16 protein-coding genes are annotated in these 18058 nt (G+C 39.2%); 3 read left to right on the forward strand and 13 right to left on the reverse strand.

Features of this window, described 5'->3' with window-relative positions:
* From clpB to BPR_RS12155, 5 genes are all read right to left on the reverse strand, one after another.
* Window positions 1-2601: an ATP-dependent chaperone ClpB gene (gene clpB / locus BPR_RS12135; protein ID WP_013281786.1), complete on the reverse strand. Its 2601-nt coding sequence runs from the start codon at window positions 2599-2601 to the stop codon at window positions 1-3.
* 110 nt (window positions 2602-2711) lie between these two features.
* The gene (locus BPR_RS12140) at window positions 2712-3245 is read right to left on the reverse strand and encodes a cob(I)yrinic acid a,c-diamide adenosyltransferase (protein ID WP_013281787.1); all 534 of its coding nucleotides are present in this window, start codon (window positions 3243-3245) and stop codon (window positions 2712-2714) included.
* A gap of 105 nt (window positions 3246-3350) precedes the next feature.
* A complete protein-coding gene (locus BPR_RS12145; RefSeq protein ID WP_013281788.1) occupies window positions 3351-3965 on the reverse strand; it encodes a vitamin B12 dependent methionine synthase activation domain-containing protein in 615 nt (204 codons plus the stop codon).
* A 28-nt stretch (window positions 3966-3993) separates the two neighbouring features.
* Entirely contained in the window at window positions 3994-4971 is a 978-nt protein-coding gene (locus tag BPR_RS12150; protein ID WP_013281789.1) for a glycosyltransferase family 8 protein, read from the reverse strand.
* 51 nt (window positions 4972-5022) lie between these two features.
* Window positions 5023-5625, reverse strand: a complete 603-nt coding sequence (locus BPR_RS12155) for an HdeD family acid-resistance protein (RefSeq protein WP_013281790.1) — start codon at window positions 5623-5625, stop codon at window positions 5023-5025.
* A 156-nt stretch (window positions 5626-5781) separates the two neighbouring features.
* Here BPR_RS12155 and yihA point away from each other — a divergent pair, with 156 nt between their 5' ends.
* Window positions 5782-6384, forward strand: coding sequence for a ribosome biogenesis GTP-binding protein YihA/YsxC (yihA, locus tag BPR_RS12160; RefSeq protein ID WP_013281791.1), 603 nt, complete (start codon window positions 5782-5784; stop codon window positions 6382-6384).
* A gap of 300 nt (window positions 6385-6684) precedes the next feature.
* Here yihA and clpX read toward each other — a convergent pair whose 3' ends face one another.
* From clpX to BPR_RS12185, 5 genes are all read right to left on the reverse strand, one after another.
* Window positions 6685-7953, reverse strand: coding sequence for an ATP-dependent Clp protease ATP-binding subunit ClpX (gene clpX, locus BPR_RS12165; protein WP_013281792.1), 1269 nt, complete (start codon window positions 7951-7953; stop codon window positions 6685-6687).
* Window positions 7954-8021: 68 nt separating this feature from the next.
* On the reverse strand, window positions 8022-8627 hold the full coding sequence (gene clpP / locus BPR_RS12170; RefSeq protein WP_013281793.1) for an ATP-dependent Clp endopeptidase proteolytic subunit ClpP: 606 nt from the start codon (window positions 8625-8627) through the stop codon (window positions 8022-8024).
* A 94-nt stretch (window positions 8628-8721) separates the two neighbouring features.
* The gene (locus BPR_RS12175) at window positions 8722-10233 is read right to left on the reverse strand and encodes an ArnT family glycosyltransferase (protein WP_013281794.1); all 1512 of its coding nucleotides are present in this window, start codon (window positions 10231-10233) and stop codon (window positions 8722-8724) included.
* 58 nt (window positions 10234-10291) lie between these two features.
* On the reverse strand, window positions 10292-11749 hold the full coding sequence (tig, locus tag BPR_RS12180; protein ID WP_013281795.1) for a trigger factor: 1458 nt from the start codon (window positions 11747-11749) through the stop codon (window positions 10292-10294).
* A gap of 168 nt (window positions 11750-11917) precedes the next feature.
* Entirely contained in the window at window positions 11918-12523 is a 606-nt protein-coding gene (locus BPR_RS12185) for a CYTH domain-containing protein (protein ID WP_013281796.1), read from the reverse strand.
* 166 nt (window positions 12524-12689) lie between these two features.
* Here BPR_RS12185 and BPR_RS12190 point away from each other — a divergent pair, with 166 nt between their 5' ends.
* The gene (locus tag BPR_RS12190; protein ID WP_013281797.1) at window positions 12690-13241 is read left to right on the forward strand and encodes a DJ-1 family glyoxalase III; all 552 of its coding nucleotides are present in this window, start codon (window positions 12690-12692) and stop codon (window positions 13239-13241) included.
* 127 nt (window positions 13242-13368) lie between these two features.
* The gene (locus tag BPR_RS12195; RefSeq protein WP_013281798.1) at window positions 13369-14919 is read left to right on the forward strand and encodes a lipopolysaccharide biosynthesis protein; all 1551 of its coding nucleotides are present in this window, start codon (window positions 13369-13371) and stop codon (window positions 14917-14919) included.
* Between the two features lie 45 nt (window positions 14920-14964).
* Here BPR_RS12195 and BPR_RS12200 read toward each other — a convergent pair whose 3' ends face one another.
* Genes BPR_RS12200 through BPR_RS12210 form a run of 3 tightly spaced genes read right to left on the reverse strand, consistent with a single transcriptional unit; the run spans window position 14965 to window position 18056 of the window.
* Window positions 14965-15687: a nucleotidyltransferase family protein gene (locus BPR_RS12200; RefSeq protein WP_013281799.1), complete on the reverse strand. Its 723-nt coding sequence runs from the start codon at window positions 15685-15687 to the stop codon at window positions 14965-14967.
* Entirely contained in the window at window positions 15684-16856 is a 1173-nt protein-coding gene (locus tag BPR_RS12205; RefSeq protein ID WP_013281800.1) for a galactokinase, read from the reverse strand. The genes BPR_RS12200 and BPR_RS12205 overlap by 4 nt, the downstream gene beginning before the upstream one ends.
* A 24-nt stretch (window positions 16857-16880) precedes the next feature.
* Window positions 16881-18056 carry a Coenzyme F420 hydrogenase/dehydrogenase, beta subunit C-terminal domain gene (locus BPR_RS12210; RefSeq protein ID WP_013281801.1) on the reverse strand — a complete coding sequence of 392 codons (1176 nt, stop codon included), beginning with the start codon at window positions 18054-18056 and terminating at the stop codon, window positions 16881-16883.
* Between the last annotated feature and the right edge of the window lie 2 nt (window positions 18057-18058).

An 18058-nucleotide genomic window follows, 5' to 3' on the forward strand; every position in this document is an offset into this window, starting at 1 on the left:
TTATCTCCTGTCCCTGACCGCCCTTGCTGTCAGTTCTCCGCTTTCGACATCAAATTCTATAGCATCATGTGGCTGTACCTGATCTTCAAGAATGAGCTTAGCAGATAAGGTTTCAACATACTTCTGAATGTATCTCTTAAGCGGGCGGGCACCATATATAGGATCATAAGCATTATCAATGACATAATCCTTGGCTGTATCGGTAAGTCTGACTGTTATCTCTCTGTCTGCAAGCCTCTTATTAAGGTCTGCAATTACAAGATCAACAATGCCACCAATATTATCCTTGGTCAGAGGCTTAAACATGATTATTTCATCAAGTCTGTTGAGAAACTCAGGTCTGAAATGAGCCCTCAGATCTTCCATGGTCTCTTTTTCCGCCTCTTCACTAATCGTGCCATCATCCCTAATACCATCAAGAAGATACTGAGCGCCGATGTTTGAAGTCATTATAAGGATCGTATTCTTGAAATCCACAGTTCTGCCCTGAGAATCTGTGATTCTTCCATCATCCAGTACCTGCAACAGGATATTGAAAACATCCGGGTGAGCCTTTTCCACCTCATCAAAAAGAACTACCGCATAAGGTTTTCTTCTGACAGCTTCTGTCAGCTGACCACCCTCATCATATCCTACATATCCTGGAGGTGCTCCAATGAGTCTTGATACACTATACTTCTCCATGTACTCACTCATGTCAATCCTGACCATATTATTCTCATCATCAAAAAGTGCTTGTGCAAGACTCTTTGCAAGTTCAGTCTTTCCTACACCTGTAGGTCCAAGGAACAGGAATGAGCCGATTGGTTTGGTAGGATCCTTGATTCCGGCCTTGGATCTCATGATTGCTTCTGAAACCTTAACTACAGCATCGTCCTGACCTATTACTCTCTGGTGGAGTTCATCAGGAAGGTGAAGTGTCTTATTTCTCTCACTCTCCGTAAGTTTGTTAACGGGAATACCTGTCCATCTGCTGATAATACCGGCAATTTCCTCATCTGATACTCTTTCATGTACGAGTGTTGTGTCAGACTCTTTTTCTCTTACCAGTGCCTCTGCCTCTTCAAGTTCCTTCTTAAGAGCAGGGAGTTTACCATACTGAAGTTCTCCAGCCTTTTCATAATCCCCATCTCTCTGGGCAATCGCAATTTCAGAATTAATTGTATCTATCTGCTCACGCATAGCCGCAAGCTTATCCACAGCCTCTTTTTCATTGGACCACTGGGTCTTGCGAAGATCAAACTCCTCTTGAAGTTCAGCAAGCTCTTTCTGCAAGTTTGCAAGTCGCTCTTTGCTAAGAGAATCATCCTCTTTCTTAAGAGCTGCCTCTTCAATCTGCATCTGCATGATCTTACGATTAAGCTCATCAAGTTCAGCAGGCATTGAATCCATTTCTGTCTTGATAAGTGCGCAAGCTTCATCTACAAGGTCGATAGCCTTATCCGGCAGAAATCTGTCAGAAATATATCTGTTAGACAGAACTGCTGCACTCACCAGAGCACTGTCCATGATCTTAACTCCGTGATATACCTCATATCTCTCCTTGAGTCCACGCAGAATACTGATAGTATCCTCTACTGTCGGCTCATCTACCATTACAGGCTGGAAACGTCTCTCAAGAGCGGCATCCTTCTCAATATACTGTCTGTACTCATTAAGTGTTGTGGCACCAATACAATGAAGTTCGCCTCTTGCAAGCATAGGCTTTAGCATATTACCTGCATCCATGGCTCCATCAGTCTTGCCTGCGCCAACGATAAGGTGCAGCTCGTCAATGAAAAGAATTATCTCTCCATCTGATCCTTTTACATCTTCCAAAACCGCCTTGAGTCTTTCCTCAAATTCTCCGCGATACTTGGCGCCTGCAACAAGGGCTCCCATATCAAGAGAGAAGATCTTCTTGTCCTTAAGAGCTGTCGGCACATCACCGCTTGCAATTCTCTGGGCAAGTGCCTCTACAACAGCAGTCTTACCTACACCGGGCTCGCCTATCAGAACAGGATTGTTCTTGGTCTTTCTGGACAAAATCCTGATAACATTTCTGATCTCAGTATCTCGTCCAATTACAGGGTCAAGTTTCTGTCTCCTGGCCTTCTCAACAAGCTCTGTACCATATTTGCTGAGAGTATCATAAGTAGCCTCAGGATTGTCTGTAGTAACATTTCTGTTACCCCTTACCTCTGAGAGCACCTGAAGAAATCTGTTCCTGTCAATTCCAAATTCCCTGAGTATCTCTTTGACCTCTCTATTAGGCTTCTTTATAACGGCCATGAACAAATGCTCTACAGATACATATTCATCACCAAGTGCTCTGGCCTCGTCCTCAGCAGATAAAAGAGCCTTATTAAGGTCTGATCCGATATAAGGATTACCTCCCTGTACCTTGGTCCTCTTACTCAGGGCCTGTTCAATCCTGTTAAGAAATGATGCAGTATCAATTCCCATTTTCTCAACAAGTCTGGCTATAAGGCTATCGTCTATTGTCATAAGCGCGTAGAGAAGATGTTCCTGTTCTATCTCCTGGTTGCCATAATCCATAGCAACCTTCTCACAGCGATTAACCGCTTCTATTGATTTCTGCGTAAATTTCTGTATATTCATAACTCCCTCCCTTCCAGAAAACTATAGCATAAAAAGGATTGTTATTGTTGTTCTATTACAACTATAACAATCCTTTTTTCATATGTCAACAATTTCCTTTTATGTCCGGATCAGAATTCAATTCCCTCTCTGGCATCAATCCCCTTATCATATGGGTGTTTTATCTTCTGCATATTGGTAATATAATCAGCACTCTCTGACATAAAATCAGGTGCATCGCGCCCTGTCAGAACGATCTCCATATCCTCAGGACCATCTTCAATTAGATTTTCCAGTCTTTCCTTGTCTATAATCCCGTAGTTATAAGGATATGTTACTTCATCCAGAATAAGCACGTCACACTGCCTGTTCATGATAAGTGTTTCTATTTCATCAAGAATCTCATTGTGAACCTTTGTGTATTCTTTAGTCTGCTCGGAGTCATCTTTCTTGTACCAGCCAAGATCTGTATTATTCCTGACAATCGTAATTCCCTCTATACAGCTAAGGCTATTAAGCTCAGAAGTATCTCTTCCCTTCATAAACTGAGCAAATACAACCTTCATTCCGGCGCCTGCTGCCCTGACAGCAAGTCCTATCGCCGCTGTAGTCTTGCCCTTTCCGTCACCTGTATACAAGTGGATAAAACCAAGTTTTTCTGACATATTCTCTCCTTCCTGTAATCTGCTGTCTACTACCTGCCATGCCAAGCCAGCAAAGTGTAAATCATTTTCTAAGATAATGCAGTAATAACTGCCCTTTTGCTTGCATCAGGCGGTATCTCTCATATTACAGTTAACATTATTGCAGCATGAACATCTATTAGATTTCTTTTGGCTCTCATCCAAAAGAGGCACTACAAACAAGACGCTCTTTTTAGGAATCATCGCATAAGCCTCATTGTAGGTTACAACTTTTTGTCCTAAAAAGCCCATAAGCCTTGGTACTTCCGACATAGGAAGAGTATTATCCCCTGTAAATATATAGTTTCCTGCATACTTACCTGTAATTTCATGGAGCTTTTTATCTATCTCGTCATAGGCGGCCCATAATAACTCAAGTCCAATACAATCTAGCATATAGCCCTTGTGGATATCACCCCTTGTCAAAAGGTTCTCCTGATATTCATCAAACGCCTGCCCTAACGTGGCTATGACTACAGCCTGCTCCTCTGAGCAATCTTCTTTTTCGTCATACTTATCATCAAACTCCAAAACACTTCCCGAGCTCTTTATTACATAGTGAAACTCAGCATGAATTCTTGGCATCACCTGTTTGTACAACCGAAATATGTCATTTTTATCTTTTTCTTCAAAATGATATCTCCTGATAAAATCTGATATGCAGCTTTCATCAAGTGATACGCTAAGCGGAATGAAATTCATGTTTAGATATCTTCCAATGTCTAATCTTTTATATTTCGTGTCGCTTTTTTATTATTAATCTCATAAGGCCCATCTTATAAAGAACCATGTGGATCACTGATTTAAAATAAATCTTTGAAGCGCACTCCTGCGTAAGAATATATTTTTTTATCCAATTTTCTATTACGTCATGGCTAATATATCTTTTAACATAGTCAAACCAGTATTCGCCTTTATAAACATATGGTGTATGCCATGGCTTCACCGGCTGAGCATAATGAATAATGACAGGATTATCAATAGCCTCATGTATTTCATCTACTGAAAAATACTTAGTAATAAAACCAGCATATCGATCTTCTTTATAATTTAAAAACCTATATTTTACAAGCGCATTATATTTAAGTTCAAGGAAAAGAATCTTATCCTTGCAAGCAATATTTAATATATCCTGATCAGCAAAGATAAGCTTTTCCTTTGATAGCTCTAAGAAATCCCGAATAAGATTATCTTCTCTTATCTTTCTAAGATTCATTAGCAGAACTCCGGCATTAATATATCCTGTAGTGTCCGGTCTGCGTGATCTATAGTCAAATCCTGTTATATATTTGGCAGCTTCAATATCACGCACTGCGCCAATATAATTATTATCCATATCAACCGTAAAAAGATTTGATAAATCCCTGCAAACTATGGTATCTCCATCCACATAAATGCACCTGTCATATTCAGGCAAAAGTTCTGCCAGTAATAGTCTGTACATAGTAGGTATAGAAGTATGTTTAAGTACTATAGTAGATTCACTAAAAGCACTTCCCATATCTATAATTCTTATCTCAAGGTTATCAAATATTGATTCAAGTGACTTGATCAGATCAATCTGTTCGATTGGTAAATTTGAAGGAGTCAATAAATATATAATGTAGTCAAATCTCTTATCCGCAAAATGCATAAGTGAATGCATTGCTACATATGTTGGAACAATAAAGTTTTCATCAGATGAAAACGCAAAACAAAGCCTATCCAAGTTTTCTCTCCAAGTTTCAAACAATTATTATGTCAAAAATAATATATTTTGCTATTTTTCCTGATGTTCTTCTACCACTACAGCTTCAACATCTATAGCCTCTTTTTCCTGCTGGACTCTCCCGGCTGCAGAGCCTACAAGTACCGCTGTTATCAGGTTAGTTACTCCGTCAATTATCAGAAAGACTCCAATCAGCGTAACTGCAATCTCCTTGGCATTGGTCGGATTAAAGAACAAAAATGCACCAAGGCCTACAGTTACAAATGCAATAATAAGCGAAATCCACCAGGTGGTTGATTTATACCTGATAAGTGATACAGTCTGGCCCAGATTACTTAGACCACTGATCAAAATAAAAATACCAAAAAGCTTGGGAATAAAATCTGTAAACTTTCCTGGGTTAGCAAAAATCCATGCGCCTACTGCTGCAATTATTATCCCTGCAACAAATCCTCCGGAAATCGTAAAACTCTTTTCCTTGTGAACAAGATAAGTAATTATAAGAACTGCACCAATGACAATAAGTAAAACAGCAAGCACTCTGGCCATCACATCAAGACTTGCAGCCGTCCATACAGCTAAAATAATACCAACAACTATAAGTACGATAGCTCTGATCAAATAATCCGGTCTTATATTTTTTAGTGTTTTCATATAAAATCCCCTTTAGATGACGTAATACCTTTATCAGCAATTATAAGACACCTGTTCGCCCTTTTGCAATCCTTGTCCACATCAAATATAATAGGGTAGAAACAAATAAATATCTAACGATGAATTTGTAAATAATGAATAAGAAAGAGATTAAAAATGGTAATTAAAAACGTAAATCTTGAAACAGTATGTGGAATAACCAGTACACTTCCGGATAACATTCATCCTGAATTTGCTTTTGCCGGAAAGAGTAATGTTGGCAAGAGTTCACTTATAAACGGTATTATGAATCGTAAGAATTACGCCAGAACATCCCAGGAACCCGGCAAAACTCAAACCATCAACTACTACAATATCAACGATGAGTTCTATCTTGTAGACCTTCCTGGATATGGTTTTGCGCGTGTCCCCGAGAAAGTCAAGGAGCAGTGGGGCAAGATGATTGAAAATTATCTTCATACATCAAGGCAGCTCCTTAGAGTATTCCTTCTTATAGATATCAGACACGAACCCTCAGCTAATGACGTTCAGATGTACAAGTGGATTGTTCATCAGGGTTTCCAGCCAGTCATCATTGCGACCAAGTCTGATAAGATCAAGAAATCCCAGCATGAGAAGCACCTCAATATGCTGCGCAACACACTAGGACTTCCGGATGAGATTAAGATATTCCCGTATTCAGCCCTTTCCAAAGAAGGCCGTCAGGAAATTTATGATTTCATGGATGAGCTTCTGGCCGAGGCCAACACGCAGAAGTAAAAAAGATATTGCCTATTCGCAGAAATACGCTGTTCTTGGGCGAAAATTATTGCCTATTCGCAAAAATACGCAGTTCTTGGACGAAAAATATTGCATATTCACAAAAATACGCAGTTCTCGGACGAAAAATATTGCAAATTCGTAGAAATACGCAGTTCTCGGACGAGGAGATAATTACCCAAATGAAAAAACAGATAAATGTCGATTTCTCTGAATAACATGAAATGAGACATTTATCTGTTTTTGAATTTAGGGTAATTACGACGCAGACGAAAACAAGTATTTCTACGAATCCCCTAGTTATTTAGCCTGCTTAAGCTTCTTTTGATCCTTGTGAACAATGAGTGGCTGGCTTGTTCCATCAACAGATGCGTCAGTGATAACACATTCGCTGATAGTATCATCTGATGGAATTTCATACATAACATCCATCATTGTCTTCTCCATGATAGAGCGAAGGCCTCTTGCTCCAGTCTCTCTCTCGTATGCCATCTGAGCTATCTTGTGTACAGCCTCATCCTCGAATGTAAGCTTAACATCATCAAAGTCAAAGAGCTTCTGATACTGCTTAACAAGAGCATTCTTGGGCTCTGTGAGGATTCTCATAAGAGCTTCCTTGGATAATCCCTCAAGAGTTACTGTAATAGGCACACGTCCTACAAACTCAGGGATAAGACCAAATTTAACAAGGTCCTGAGGTGTAACTTCCTTGAGCACTTCACCGATTTCTCTCTCAGACTTATCTGCTATCTCAGCATTAAATCCGATTGAGTTGCGGTCAAGTCTTGCCTCGACAATCTTATCAAGGCCATCAAATGCGCCACCACAGATAAAGAGAATGTTGCTGGTATCAATCTGTATAAGCTCCTGATGAGGATGCTTACGTCCACCTTGAGGTGGAACACTTGCAACAGTACCCTCTACAATCTTAAGAAGTGCCTGCTGAACACCTTCGCCTGAAACATCACGAGTAATTGAAACATTCTCACTCTTCTTGGTAATCTTGTCTATTTCATCGATATAAACGATACCATACTGGGCACGCTCAATATCATAATCTGCATTCTGGATGAGTTTGAGGAGGATGTTTTCTACGTCCTCACCTACATATCCAGCCTCTGTAAGAGTAGTTGCATCTGCTATAGCAAAAGGAACATTGATGATCTTGGCCAAGGTCTGAGCAAGATATGTCTTACCTGAACCTGTAGGTCCTATCATGATAATGTTACTCTTCTGAAGTTCTACATCGTTCTTGTCATCATTCTTGGGAGCAAGAACTCTCTTGTAATGATTGTAAACTGAAACAGCAAGTACCTTCTTGGCCTCATCCTGTCCGATTACGTACTCGTCAAGAAAGTTTCTGATTTCAGCAGGCTTCAAAAGATTGATCTGCTGTGTTTTACCTGATACAGGTTCATCCTCAAATTCTTCCTCAATGATATCTGCGCAGATATCTACGCATTCATCACAAATATATACTCCTGCAGGTCCTGCTATTAACTTTTTAACCTGATCCTGTGTCTTGTTACAAAAAGAGCACCTGATCTCTCCGGAATTCTTTCCTGCCATATTTCTCCTTAAATCGTGTCTAGGTAATAACCTCTCCGACACATAAAATATAATACTATATTACTCTATTACTTCTTGTCTTCCTTTTCTGAAGGACGATTCTCAATAATAGAATCAATAAGGCCATAATCAAGAGCTTCCTGGGCTGAGAGCCAGTTATCTCTCTCTGTATCAGCAGCTACCTGTTCATAGCTCTTGCCTGTATTAGCAGCAAGCATTCTGTTCATCTTCTCTTTAGTCTTCAGGATATGCTTAGCAGCGATTTCAATTTCTGTAGCCTGTCCCTGTGTTCCACCAAGTGGCTGATGGATCATAACTTCTGCATTAGGAAGAGCCATTCTCTTGCCCTTAGCACCGCCTGCAAGAAGGAATGCTCCCATGCTGGCTGCCATACCAATACAGATTGTGCTGACATCGCACTTGATATAGTTCATTGTGTCATAAATAGCCATACCGGAAGAAATCTCTCCTCCTGGGCTGTTGATGTACATATGGATATCCTTGTTTGGATCTTCTGCCTCGAGGAACAGGAGCTGTGCAACTATAGTACTAGCTGAAGCTGCATTAACCTCTTCTCCAAGGAATACAATTCTCTCTTTTAAAAGTCTGGAATAGATATCGTAAGATCTCTCTCCACGGCTTGTCTGTTCAATGACATAAGGTATTAAACTCATATTCTATCTTCCTTTCCAAGCATAAAAGCACATATCAAGAATATTATAATGCTTATTTCTTCTTTTTAAAAGCATTTTGCAATCAAAGGCATTATCAGTGGTTTCTCTTATATAAAACCAATTTGCCTTCGTTCTTATCTCTCACTATATTCTCATTTGCTATTACTCTATAACTCTCATTTATGATTTTTTCAATTATCATACCCTCAGAATAATTGCACACTATATATTCGGGCTTTTTATCTTCAACCTCTTCTACTACTTTTCCTGCAAAATCATTTGTAAATTTGCCCATCCACTCCTGAAGTACAAAATATTTACATGGCGGATCTATATTCAGATCAAAATATACACCAGGCATAAGGCCATAGCATAATACTGATGTTCTTTCTTCTTCCGGGATCTGCGAGGTAAAGCTGATCTCTTGGGCATATTGCTGAGCCTCAATACTGGATGGATATTCATCATACAATTTATTTATCTCCAATACTTCCTTGCCGGTTCTTGCTACAGTAATAAGAGAAAGTCCTATTAACACGACAAGAGCAAGCTTTCTTATAACATTACCAGCCTTATTTATAGATATATCTTTATCATCCATGATCTTCTTAAGTTCATAGAAAGCCACCGGAAGATAAGGGAATATTATCATGTAATAGTGCTTATAGTTTTTGATATTCAGCATCAATAGTTCTGTAACTATACCAATTGAGGAAAATAAAACGCCATCAAAGTATTTTTTCCTTGCTATATGCATTATCCCAATAGCCATAAGAGCATAACTGCCAATCTGGCCAATAGCACTTTTCAATAGCATGACAAGCCCTGTTTTCCCCTGAGTTGCATAATGCAAGTTAAATAGGATCGTGCCATACCAAAAATCATAGGTTGCACCCTTAACTGCAAAATATAGAGCAAATGGAGTGACTATGCAGAGTGCACCAAGTATGAAAGCTACAGCATTGTGAAATATGTTGATAAAACGTTTATTATATATTAAATATATTAAGATCAATAGAATTGCCATGCATACGCCTATGGCATTTGTAACCCTGGACATCAGGCAAAATCCGAAAGTAATGCCATAAACAAATGCATACCAGGGATTATGATCTATTTTGTCATTGTCTTTTTCATCAAGCCATTTAGTCAGACATAAAAAACTGGCTATTAAAAATGGATTGGCGTACTCTTCATTCATATTTCCATTTTCATAGTTCCATAGAAAAGTAAATATACCAAGAGAAGCCATAGCAAGTGCTATTTTGTCAGAGTATACCCTTCTAAACATGAAGTAAATCAAACATTCAGAAGCAAACATAAATAGAATCTGAAGTAAAAACACACCGTATTTATTCCCCGTTAACCAAAAACCTAGCATATTTATAAAAAATATAGCAGGTCCCTTTTGATCAAAAAGATCTACATAAGGAATGAGCCCTTTACTCCAACCTCTTCCCATGATCAAAAACATATATGAATCTATTCTTTTAAAATCGATAAAGGGGCTTGTGGTAGCTGATGCATAAAACACAAATATAAATGCCGTCAAAAGCATAATGCCATATTTGATCACAAATTTTATCGTGCTCTTTTGGGTATTCATTTTCACTCTCCTCCATCGTAAAACAGGGCCGGCATATGCCGACCCTGTTAATTATATATTAAGCCTCTTCTTCTGTCTTCTTCTTTCTTGTTGTTCTCTTAGGCTTCTCTTCAGCTGTTTCATCAGCTGCCTTCTTAGCTGTTGTCTTTCTTGTTGTTGTCTTCTTAGCTGGCTTCTCTTCAGCGTCATCAGCTGCCTTCTTAGTTGTCTTCTTGGCTGCTGCCTTCTTAGCGCCTTCCTTAACGTTCTCTACAAGGAAATCTGCTGCCTTCTGAACTGTGAGATCCTCACGCATTGTCTTAAGCTCAGCATCTCCCATAAGTCCCTTAAGCTTGTCAGCTTCCATCTTGTACTGCTCAGCCATCTTGTTGAGCTCAGCATCGAAATCTTCATCAGAAACTGTGATCTTCTCAGCCTCTGCAACTGCCTCAAGAACGAGTCTAGCCTGAATTCTCTCGATAGCCTGTGGTCTAACCTGCTCAAGCATCTTGTCAACAGTGTTGCCTGTGTACTGCATGTACTGATCAAAGTTCATGCCCTGCATCTGAAGTCTCTGAGCGAAATCGTTAACGATCTGTCTCTGCTGAGTCTCGATCATAGCCTCAGGAAGCTCCATCTCAGAATCCTCGATAACGGCCTTAACTACGAGATCTTCTCTCTTAGCCTTCTCATCAGCTGTCTTACGTTCTACGAGCTTATTCTTAACATCTTCCTTGTACTCAGCAAGTGTATCGAAATCAGATACATCGCTAGCGAACTCATCGTTGAGTTCAGGAAGCTCTTTAGCCTTGATAGCCTTAACTGTGCACTTGAATGTTGCAGCCTTACCTGCAAGATCCTCAGCCTGGTAATCCTCAGGGAATGTTACGTTAACATCGCCTTCCTTACCAATCTCAAATCCAACGAGCTGCTCTTCGAATCCAGGAATGAATGCACCTGAACCAATTGTAAGAGGATAATCTGTTCCCTTACCGCCCTGGAAAGCAACTCCATCAACAAATCCTTCGAAATCAAGAGTTACGATATCGCCATCCTTAACAGCTCTGTCTGTAACATCTACTGTTCTGGCGTTTGTGTTGCGCTGCTTGTCGATCTCAGCATCAACGTCCTCATCTGTAACTTCTACGTCCATCTTAGGAACTTCTACGCCCTTATATTTACCAAGCTTAACCGGTGGCTTAAGAGCAACTTCAGCTGTGAAGATGAAGTCCTTACCTGCCTCGATCTGCTCTACATCAATCTTAGGTGAAGATACAACGCTCTCGCCGCACTCTTCAACTGCCTTAGGATACTCTTCCTCGATGAGCTCGTTAGCTGCATCTTCGTAGAATACTCCCTTACCATACATCTGCTCGATCATCTTACGAGGAGCCTTACCCTTACGGAATCCAGGAAGCTGGATCTTATTCTTATTCTTCTCATATGCCTTCTGCATAGCCTTCTCAAGCTGATCTGCAGAAACTGTGATTTTAAGCTTAGCCATGCTCTTCTCGAGCTTTTCTACTGTTACGCTCATGTTACTATTGTTTCCTCCTAAAAAAGTCTTAGCCCCATCTGGGCACAATCGTTTAACATTTTAACATAGAGTTTTATAAATTTCCACACTTTTTTGTTATAAATACGCACAAAAAATCCATGCACTTATTCCTGTAAGTACATGGATTTACACGCTTAACAGTTATTTCTAAATTATTTTTTCTGTACTCATCTGTGAATTGGAATATCTTCTGTCTCCCGTCACATCTTCATAGAACCAATCAGCAGGTTTATAGTTTCTGGCCGCTTCCTCTGACGGAAATTCGACCTCAGCAAGAATCCTTCCATCAAAAGGAGCCTTGAACACATCAAGCTCGATCTTCATGTTACCGGATTCTAATGCCCTCTTAGTTGATGGATCTTTTTCGAGATAATCACTGGAATAAGCATCCTCATTGAGTGGAATAAGATATCTCCTCTTCCTGATCACATTCCCGTCAGCTTTCTTTGCAAGATTCTCATAGCTCTCTTTATCAAGTGGCATGTTGTACTCCGTCTGACCTATTCTATCATTCGCAGAATGAGCATCTGCATATCTGTTATTATTCCCGCTTGTATCTCCTGCCTCGAAACAATCAATGCCTTTTGGCGAAACATTCCCCTTATATGTCATATAGTAGATATCGTCCTCTCTTCTGACTCTAATTGCAGGATGCACATTTAGATAGCCCTGTTCTATATCATGAAACGGATATTTTTCCAAATCAAATGGTATTTCTTTTACTGTAAATTTCTTCTCGATTTCTACTCCCATTGTCTTAAACTCCTATTGGTCTGAGATAGTATTTTTTTTTGATAATAATATGATTTCAGTATATATAAATTATCCACTAATAATAAGATATTACAACTCATTAGGAGAAAAACTATGATACAATGTTTCCAACTATAAATTACTATGCTTTGGGAGGTTGGTTATCATGGCAAAAACAGCTATTTTTCTCGCAGACGGGTTTGAAGAAATCGAAGCTCTTACAGTAGTTGATCTGTTAAGGCGCGCAGGAATAGAAATAATTACATCATCAATCATGGGAAGAAAAGAGGTTACAGGATCTCACAACATCACTGTTATCGCAGATGAATTATTTGAAAATATCGACTTTAATGCGCTTGATATGCTGATTCTTCCAGGGGGACAGCCCGGAACAACTAATCTGTATAACTTCGAGCCACTTAAAGACAGAATTCTGGAATTTGATAAAGAAGGCAAAATGCTCTGTGCTATCTGCGCAGCTCCAACTGTCTATGGAAAAATGGGACTCCTTAATGGTAAAAAAGCCTGCTGCTATCCGGGATGTGAAATTGACCTCACAGGAGCTGATGTTCAGACAACACCAGTTACAGTTGATGGCCACTTTATAACAAGCCGTGGTATGGGAACTGCTATTGATTTTGGTCTTGCGATCATCTGCCATTTTATGGATGGTAATGCAGCAGAAAACATGGCATCAAAAATTGTATATAAGTGCTGATTCCTCTATTAACAAAAGACTTACTAAAGCAGCCATTTATTATGATAGGTTCTATTTGCCCTATCATAATAAATGACTTATAATTTAAACTTATATTCAAAATCATATTTTTTGTTAAGGGGATTTTATGAAATTAAACAGAACAAAAAATGCGGTAAGAAATTCTTTTTTTGGGGGAATAAATTTCGCATACACTACTATCGCACCTTTTATCATGCGAACTCTCATGCTCTATTATCTTGGTGTAGAGTACACAGGTCTTAATGGTCTATTTGCATCCATTTTACAAGTACTGAATCTGACAGAACTCGGCGTCGGAAGCGCCATGAACTACAGTATGTACAGAGCCATAGCAAATGATGACGAGGCACAGATTTGCGCTCTTATGAAGTTATACAGGAAATACTATAGGATCATCGGCTCTGTTATTGCAGTAATAGGTCTTATTATTCTTCCCTTCGTTCCAAAGCTTATAAAAGGAAGTGTTCCTGAAGATCTTAATGTATTTGTCCTTTATATTCTTAATCTTGCAACTACAGTATTTAGTTACTTTCTCTTTGCTTACAGAAATTGTCTGGTAGCCTCTTTTCAAAGAAATGATATAACCAGCAAGGTTACAATCAGCGTACATACAGTTACATATATTTTGCAGGCAATAGCGCTTGTTTTATTTAGAAACTATTATATTTACCTGATATTATCACTGGCTTCTCAGCTTCTGATAAATGTATGTACTGCATATATCACGACCAAAATGTTTCCTAAATATCATCCTGAAGGCGAATTATCAAAAGACACTATCACAGCTATCAATCGCAGAGTTAAGGATATCTTTACTGCCAAGTTTTCCACAGTAGTAATGAATTCTTCTGATCCAATTATCATTTCTTCGTTTTTAGGTCTTACCGCACTGGCTATGTACCAGAATTACTACTACATAGTACATGCTCTTGCTACACTTTTATCAGTTCTCCTCTCTTCAGTCATGGCTGGATTTGGAAATAGCCTTCTTACCGAAACTTCTGAGAAGAACATTAGAGACCTCAAGAAATTCACAATGATAATTATGTGGCTCTCATCTGTCTTTGTTGTTGGAATAATATCTTGTATTCAGCCTGTTATGGATATATGGGTAGGCCCTGATCTAAAGTTTAGTTTTGGCATCGTTATCTGTTTTTGCATTTATTATTTCACAAGTGCGACGCTTCGTCTTTTTAACATGTACAAAGATGCTGCTGGTATCTGGACTTATGATAAATACAGACCTATGGTGGCTGCAGGAGCAAATCTCACTCTTAATCTTTTAACCGTGCGCTTTTTAGGCATTTACGGTATTATCCTTTCAACTGTAGTAGCCCAGCTTGTTATATCTATCCCATGGATACTTAGAAACCTTTTCAAATATGTATTTGATCAGAAAGCTTTTTTCTCATATGTAAAGAGAATAATATTCTATTTTGTTGATGCCATTATAATATGTGTTATTTCACTTATTGTATGTAACCAGATAGTTCTATCTCCTTGGCTTACCTTTATAACAAGAGGCATTGTATGCGTTATCATATCAAACGTACTTATACTGGTAACATTCAAAATGCTGCCTGAATTTGATGATTGTAAAGAATTGCTCATCAAATTAATTAGTAAAGGCAGGAAGCGTCTTAGTAAAAAGTCATAAAAATAAAACTCATTAGTCAAAACTACCTGACTAATGAGTTTTTTATTATTTCTGAAAAATAGCTTTTACTCTTTCGTAGCTCTCTACGTCTCCGATGTCATATCTCTTCCCCGGCATAACAAAAGCATGCATTGTCTTCTGAGTGCTGAGCCATGCTGCGAAACTTCCCGGAGCGTCGTATCCGCAGCCCGCATCAAGAGCTGTCTGTATGAGCTGTAGATCCTCTGCCTTATAGAAATAAAATGGCGGAACAGCATGATTTCCCTTTGGATTAACAGGCTTTTCTTCATAAGAAGTAATCTTACAATTATCATCCATTGTAATAACTGCTGTTTTCCTAAGTGCCTCCAGTCTGTCTTCCGGATGACACATTACACAAGCTGTGCCCTTATCCCTTGCGAACTCCACGAACTTGCCAAGAGAGAAATCGAGAAGGTTGTCTCCCGCCATTACAATGCAATCATCCTTGATATCTGCTTTATTTACTGCAAGCTGTATATCCTTAACTGCTCCAAGTCTTGTTTCGTTGCTAGTAGTACCATCATCTATGATAGTGATATTCCCACTTCTACCTTTTGCCCAATCCTCGAAAATCTGAGCAAATTTATGATTGGATACTACAATAAATTCATCTATCACAGGCTCAATATCATCAATAAGCCAGTCCAGTATCGCCTTGTCTCCAACCTTTAACAAAGGTTTAGGAAAATTCTCTGTAAGAGGATATAGTCTTGTAGCATATCCCGCCGCTAAAATAATACACTTCATAAATTAACTCCATCTGAAATATTACAAATATATGATGAATACTTGCCTTCAAGGTTTGGATATTCCTTGAGGTACAACTCACCTACATGTCTTGTGATCTCTTCTGCCTTGTCCGGCTCAATAATAGCCATACAGCAACCCTTGAATCCGGCCCCGCTAAATCTTCCGCCATATATTCCGTCAGTACCTGTCATGATATTGTATAGAGAAATAAGCTCAGGACATCCGCATTCGTAGTTAACAACTGAGCTCTTTCCACTAGCAAATACAAGATTTCCATATTCATCAAGATTGCCATTTTTCCACGCCTTGGCACCTGCTTCTGCTCTCTCTATTTCGGTAAAGAAATGCTCTGCTCTCCTTGCAAATTTCTCAGGAAGCCTGTCCTTATATGCATCAAATACTTCTCTTGGAACATCTCTGAGCCTGGTATCAGCAAACTTTCCGTATGGAAGTCCTGCATAGGATAAAAGGCTATATGCTGCTGCCTTACATTCATCCTGACGAAGATTATAATCGCTGTTAGCAAGTGATCTCTCAAGACCACTAAAGAATATTGCTATCTTGAAAGGCTTCATGTTTTCACTCTTTGGAATGAGTTCATAGCTGTCATCTGCACAGTCAAGATACAAAAGATTATTCTTTTTGCAGAGTACTTCACATGACTGATCAAGCTTACCACAGTTTACTCCAACATATTTATTCTCAGCAGCTTTTGCCATCATGATGGCTTCCCACTGATCAAGGACAATATTATTAACCTTGGCAAGAGCTGACAAAAAGGCAATAATAACTGCTGCAGAAGAGCTAAGTCCACCTATTGGAAGTGATCCTTCAATTACAGCTGAAAGGCCAATTCTGAGAGGGTATTTCTCAGACAGCTCTTTGGCCGCTCCTCTAAGATGATCAGCCCAGTCGCCGACCTTTTCATCCGGTATGGACATTACATGAAACTGAGCTCTTTTCGGAAAATCCACAGACTGAACCTCAATAACGCCATTCATCTTTGCAGAGTAAGCAATATGAATCCCTTTATCTATAGCGAATCCATTGATCTTGCCATACTGGTGATCAATATGCGCTCCAAGCGGTGATATTCTGTAAGGGCAAAAAGAAATTCCTTCAGGCTCCTTGTGATAAAACTGATTATAAACTTCAATACATTTCATATTCTAATGTTCCCCATAATATTCTTATATTTTTCCTTTAACTATCCGTTTAATAGTCCCAAGGAATATTGAGAGTTTTCTCTTAAGGGGTACTCCTTCTGCCGCTCCTGACACTCTCATTAAAGAAGATATTTTGTATGCAGGCGCGGTTCTAAACATAACTTTAAGCGCCAGGCATTTCTGCATCATTGTAGCTTTTCTCTCATACTGAAATTTCTGTATTTTCTTAAAATCCACTAGTTCACTTCTGTAATCACTTGCAGTAATATAGCCGGCTTCAACTGCCTCTTCAAACAATTTCTCACCGATATCTGACCTGGTGAAAATGATATTTCTGCCATCACCCTCTGTAAAATCCGGAGTTCCATCCGCCTTGGAATACCAGGCATCTCCACAGGAAATATCAGCTGGTTCACCTGTTCCATTCATACAGAACTTGCAAGACTTCCTGATATCTCTGCCCAGGATCTTGCCCCATGAATCATTATAGGTCATTTGTGTTTTAATGCCGCTACGGTTAACAGCAGTAGCGTAGCCCGGCCATCCATCTCCTCTATACCTTAGCTCAATGCACTCCTCCGGTTTGCAATCTAGCTCTTTAAGAAGCCTCATCTGTGCATTTTCGCTAGGTGCTCCTGCACAGAAAAAAGATATTGTACATATGAACCTTGAAGCAAACTCCTTGTCCAATTTGAAATAATTGGTAAGGGCAAGGACATCACAAGGCTTCCCGATATAAATATATTTCTTGCCATATTCTGTCAGATTAAAAATATCTGCCAGTGGCATAGACTGAGTATATCTGGAGCCACATCTATCCACAACTTCTTTTGGCGTTGTACTGCAATAAGTCTTGGTTCTCCAGGGCTTATCTGTATCTTTTCCTGTATGGATAACTCCATCTATAAGCTTCTTATCAAGTAAATATGATGCAAGTGATGTGATAACGCCACCACTTGAAGCCATATGCCTGATATCCGGATCATTTGAGTAGCCCACATATACTTTCTCGAACTCTCCCCATTCAGGCTGTATTTCGTACACAGAACCTGTGATCGGACATACTGATTCGAAAAAATCGGTATTGTCCACATTCATATTTGGTTTAAGAAGTCCGTCGTTAAATTTAAGCTCAGCATATCCCTTTCCTTGGCAAAGACCACATGCTGAGCAATACTCACTAATTCTTTTATTATTCATAA

This window comes from Butyrivibrio proteoclasticus B316, assembly GCF_000145035.1.
Classification (GTDB): Bacteria; Bacillota; Clostridia; order Lachnospirales; family Lachnospiraceae; genus Butyrivibrio; species Butyrivibrio proteoclasticus.

Excerpts from the sequence above, each read along its gene's own strand:
- clpB (WP_013281786.1), bottom strand. The coding sequence starts at position 2,601 with ATGAATATACAGAAATTTACGCAGAAATCAATAGAAGCGGTTAATCGC.
- BPR_RS12140 (WP_013281787.1), bottom strand. The coding sequence starts at position 3,245 with ATGTCAGAAAAACTTGGTTTTATCCACTTGTATACAGGTGACGGAAAG.
- BPR_RS12145 (WP_013281788.1), bottom strand. The coding sequence starts at position 3,965 with ATGAATTTCATTCCGCTTAGCGTATCACTTGATGAAAGCTGCATATCA.
- BPR_RS12155 (WP_013281790.1), bottom strand. The coding sequence starts at position 5,625 with ATGAAAACACTAAAAAATATAAGACCGGATTATTTGATCAGAGCTATC.
- yihA (WP_013281791.1), top strand. The coding sequence starts at position 5,782 with ATGGTAATTAAAAACGTAAATCTTGAAACAGTATGTGGAATAACCAGT.
- clpX (WP_013281792.1), bottom strand. The coding sequence starts at position 7,953 with ATGGCAGGAAAGAATTCCGGAGAGATCAGGTGCTCTTTTTGTAACAAG.
- clpP (WP_013281793.1), bottom strand. The coding sequence starts at position 8,627 with ATGAGTTTAATACCTTATGTCATTGAACAGACAAGCCGTGGAGAGAGA.
- BPR_RS12175 (WP_013281794.1), bottom strand. The coding sequence starts at position 10,233 with ATGAATACCCAAAAGAGCACGATAAAATTTGTGATCAAATATGGCATT.
- tig (WP_013281795.1), bottom strand. The coding sequence starts at position 11,749 with ATGAGCGTAACAGTAGAAAAGCTCGAGAAGAGCATGGCTAAGCTTAAA.
- BPR_RS12185 (WP_013281796.1), bottom strand. The coding sequence starts at position 12,523 with ATGGGAGTAGAAATCGAGAAGAAATTTACAGTAAAAGAAATACCATTT.
- BPR_RS12190 (WP_013281797.1), top strand. The coding sequence starts at position 12,690 with ATGGCAAAAACAGCTATTTTTCTCGCAGACGGGTTTGAAGAAATCGAA.
- BPR_RS12195 (WP_013281798.1), top strand. The coding sequence starts at position 13,369 with ATGAAATTAAACAGAACAAAAAATGCGGTAAGAAATTCTTTTTTTGGG.
- BPR_RS12200 (WP_013281799.1), bottom strand. The coding sequence starts at position 15,687 with ATGAAGTGTATTATTTTAGCGGCGGGATATGCTACAAGACTATATCCT.
- BPR_RS12205 (WP_013281800.1), bottom strand. The coding sequence starts at position 16,856 with ATGAAATGTATTGAAGTTTATAATCAGTTTTATCACAAGGAGCCTGAA.
- BPR_RS12210 (WP_013281801.1), bottom strand. The coding sequence starts at position 18,056 with ATGAATAATAAAAGAATTAGTGAGTATTGCTCAGCATGTGGTCTTTGC.